Below are 3,482 nucleotides of genomic sequence, written 5' to 3'. Positions count from 1 at the left end.
CCTCCGCCGACGGCTCAGGCTTCTTCTTGCCAGTGGTCACATCGTCCAGTGTCGCGCTCATCACGAGGCCTCCCTCGCCGGGCTACGCCCGGCGGTCAGGCCGGAAACACCGAAAGATCCACAGTCCCTGATCGTGATCTCGCCGTCGCCCAGGCATTGGGTGCGTGGAGCGCGAATCTTGAAGGCGTGGCGGATCCACCGGACGGCTTTGACATCGAACTGGTGGCCTTTGCCGGTGCGGAAACCTTGTGCGTTGAGGGTTTCGGCCAGCTGATCGTCGGACAGGACGCCGCCGAGGCGGCGGGCAAGCTCGACCGCGCCGGTCGGGGTCCGGTCGGGTTGGCGGCGGGTGGTGATGATTCCCTCGGCGGCGCCGGTGTGCCAGCGCACGCCGACGTGTATCTGATCACTGTCGTGTTCGGACAGCACCGTGACGTCGGAGATGACGGTGCGCAGCAGCCATTTGCGGTCCTTGGCGCTGGTGGCTGGGTGGTCCCAGAGCCGGGGCAGGGCGGCGGCGAGTCGTTGCAGGCTGTCGCGGTCGGGCAGCGGCGGCCGGCAGTCACGGGCAGCGGTCAGCGCGGCTTTCGCGTCGGTCAGGGCGGCCAGTTTGGCCTCCCAGCGCGCTTCCAGTGTGCGTGCCACCAGACGGTTTTCCGGTTCGACCTGGGCGAAGGCGCGTTCGGCCCGGTCGGCCTCGTACTGGGCGCGTTGCACCGCCAGTTCGGCGGCGCGGTGCGCGCGGGTGTGCCGCTGCTGCACCTGCTCGGCGGCGTCCAAGGCGAGGGTGATCTGCTCGCTCGTCAGGGTGGACAGCAGCAGCCGGGTCACCGCGGCGTCGATGGTCGAGGCGGCCACCGAACGGCAGCGCTGGCCGCGGGCGGCGTCGCGGTGGCCCATGCAGTCGTAGTAGGCCACCTGGTTCCTGGCCTGATAGCGGGTGCCGACCCGGTGCCCGCAGTGGCCGCAGCTGATGATGCCCTGACACAGCGGCGTTCCCTCTCGCGGCGGGCGGCCGCCGGCGTTGGTGCGGTTGGCGGCCAGCTTCGCCTCGATGTCCAGGTACTGCTGCCAGGTGAGGTAACCGTCGTGATGGTCGTGAATGAGGATCTGCCACTGATCCCGCGGCAGCACCCGACTGGCGGTCCTGACTGTCCCATCAGGACGAACCGTGCGCACGATGCGGTGCTGACCGTAGGCGTAGACACCCGCATAGGCGGGATTGGACAGCACCCCCAGAGCACGGCCGTGGGTCAGCTTGCCCCAGCGCAGCTGCCCGGCCCACACCCCGCCGTAGGCGCGCAGCGGGAACCTGCGCCCGGTAAACGCTTGCACGACCCCGTAGGCCGACCCGGTCCGGGCGAACTCTGCGAACACGTCGGCCACCGCCTGACGCACCTGCTCATCGGCGTCAACACGATCAGCCGGTCGACGTCATACTCATAGCCGACCGGCAACGGCAACCGCAACTCTCCCCGCGCCGCCGCCGCACGCATCGCCCCCTGCAGCCGCCCGAACAACAGGTGGAGCTCGGCTTCGGACATGCTTCCCTTGAGTCCCAACAGAAGCCGGTCGTTGAAGTCGGTCAGGTCGTAGACCCCGTCGGCGTCGATGACCAGAGTGTCGGTCAGCCGGGCCAGCTCCAGCAGCCGGGTGAACTCCGCCGACGAGCGGGCCAACCGCGACACCTCCAACCCGAACACCGCCCCGACCTCGCCCAGACACACTTGGGCCACGATCTCGCGGAACCCGCCGCGGTCGCTGCCGTAGCGGCCTGACACGCCCAGATCGGTGTCGATCACCTCGATCAACCCGGCCGGCCATCCCAGCCGCTCGGCCTCGCCGGCCAGGGCGTACTGGCGCGTGGTCGACTCGGTGTGGTCGCGGACCTGCACCATCGTCGACTGCCGGACGTAGATGATCGCGGTCCGAGATCGGTGCGACGCGGTGATCTTCGCTTCCCCGTTCATGGCAGCCACCTCCAGCAAGCAGCGACTCGACCATGTTCGCGATCACGGCGACGGCCTAAGGGCGATCCCAACACCCGATGGCCATGCCGCACCATCCCTGACCATGACGAACCGCGTAAACTACACACATGTAGTTCCGTCACGATTCAGACCCCCTCGCCCCGGTCAGCGCAACCCCCGAGCAGCGCATTCACCACAACGAGCAACTCAGTCAGCGATTCAGTCGACAGGCGAGCCTCGTCCGCCGCCGGACCACGGTCGGTCCACTCGATCGGAAGCGTCACGCTGCTCCCGTCACCGGCGTCGCAGACGAACACCCGACCACCGCCACGCCGCTTCGAGTACAAGATCTCCAGAGATCGGCCGGCCAAGGGGTGGAACGGATACGTCACCAGCAGCGAACCCGGATACTGCCTGAGCGAATGGGCGGTTTGCGACGTCCGTCGGGATGCCCAGCTTGCGGACCTTGCCCGACCCGCCCGGCTTGGGGATCTTACGTTCCCGCACCGGTTGCGGACGAAACGAGCCGTCCTTGACCGCCGACCTGATGCCGTCCAGGAACGCCGGGACGCCGATCTGCTGCTCGATCCGGGCGACCGTCAGGCCGTCCGAACCGGCAGTCCGCGCCCCGGTGTTACCCGCGACCCGCTCGAACGCCACGATCAGCGTCGCCGGGTCACACACGAAGTTGAACAGATCGTCGAACCTGCGGCCCGCATCGGCCGCCGCCCAACGGTGCAGCTTGGCCTGCATCCCCGATACCCGCGACCACGGCCCCACCGGGACCGGGTCGAGAGCACCGCCATTCGGCGGCGCGTCTTTCGGCATTACAGCTCCTCGTCTGCTCGACTACCGCTGCCGCCCTTCCCCATGCGATCGGCTTTCCCGGCCTCGGAGTACTACGGCGGCTCCGCCCCACCCGACGCGTTCAGCAGACGGTGTGCCTATCCCGACCCGCAGGCTGGCTGCCCGCTGCCGGGAACCGTCGCCGGGCGGTTCCCGTGTTCACTGCTGGATCGCTCATCGAAGGAGGCACCCGACTTTGTCCCCGCGGCATCGCCACGGCTACGCCGCAGACCTTCACCATGGCCTCCCTACGGAGGTGAAAATCCCCGCCCAAGAGTTCCCCACCCGTCATGACGAGCGGGTGCGCACCGCAACCGGCCCTGATCCGCCAGATTCGAGCCGGTAACCACTTAGGAGACGTAAACGCCGGTTCCTCGCGTATGCCTTTCCGGTTCGCTAGCCGGACCCGCACCATCTGGCAGTGCTGACAAGCCCCGGCGTTGTCGGGGCCGCTGCCACCCTCCCCGGCACCTCCCGGATCAGGCTGCCCCCAGCTTCACGGACCTGCTGCGACAGGCCCGAGGCGAAGGTCTCTCACCTCCACACAATCCAACAGCGCCTCACGGCGCACTCTCCCCGGTCGTGAGTCCCTTGGCATATAGCGACAACACGATCTCGTCCACGCCCGAGAGTCGCCGCTGCCGCTTCTTGACGATCTGCGGCTCG

At 68.2% G+C, this 3,482-nt stretch carries 4 protein-coding genes; all 4 read right to left on the bottom strand.

Annotated elements, in window-relative coordinates:
- Positions 1 to 60: 60 nt before the first annotated feature.
- Positions 61 to 1,335: a recombinase family protein gene (locus tag AB0M20_RS32890; protein ID WP_364304232.1), complete on the bottom strand. Its 1,275-nt coding sequence runs from the start codon at positions 1,333 to 1,335 to the stop codon at positions 61 to 63.
- Positions 1,254 to 1,970: a recombinase family protein gene (locus AB0M20_RS32885; RefSeq protein WP_364304231.1), complete on the bottom strand. Its 717-nt coding sequence runs from the start codon at positions 1,968 to 1,970 to the stop codon at positions 1,254 to 1,256. Before AB0M20_RS32885 ends, AB0M20_RS32890 begins: the two co-directional genes overlap by 82 nt.
- 146 nt (positions 1,971 to 2,116) lie before the next feature.
- Entirely contained in the window at positions 2,117 to 2,362 is a 246-nt protein-coding gene (locus AB0M20_RS32880; protein ID WP_364304230.1) for a DUF5372 family protein, read from the bottom strand.
- A complete protein-coding gene (locus AB0M20_RS32875; protein ID WP_364304233.1) occupies positions 2,265 to 2,798 on the bottom strand; it encodes a hypothetical protein in 534 nt (177 codons plus the stop codon). The genes AB0M20_RS32880 and AB0M20_RS32875 overlap by 98 nt, the downstream gene beginning before the upstream one ends.
- Between the last annotated feature and the right edge of the window lie 684 nt (positions 2,799 to 3,482).

Origin of the sequence: Actinoplanes sp. NPDC051633, assembly GCF_040681735.1 — a bacterium.
In the GTDB taxonomy this organism is placed as follows: domain Bacteria; phylum Actinomycetota; class Actinomycetes; order Mycobacteriales; family Micromonosporaceae; genus Actinoplanes.
Note: the sequence above shows the minus strand (reverse complement) of the source record. Positions and strands in the feature narration are given on the sequence as shown.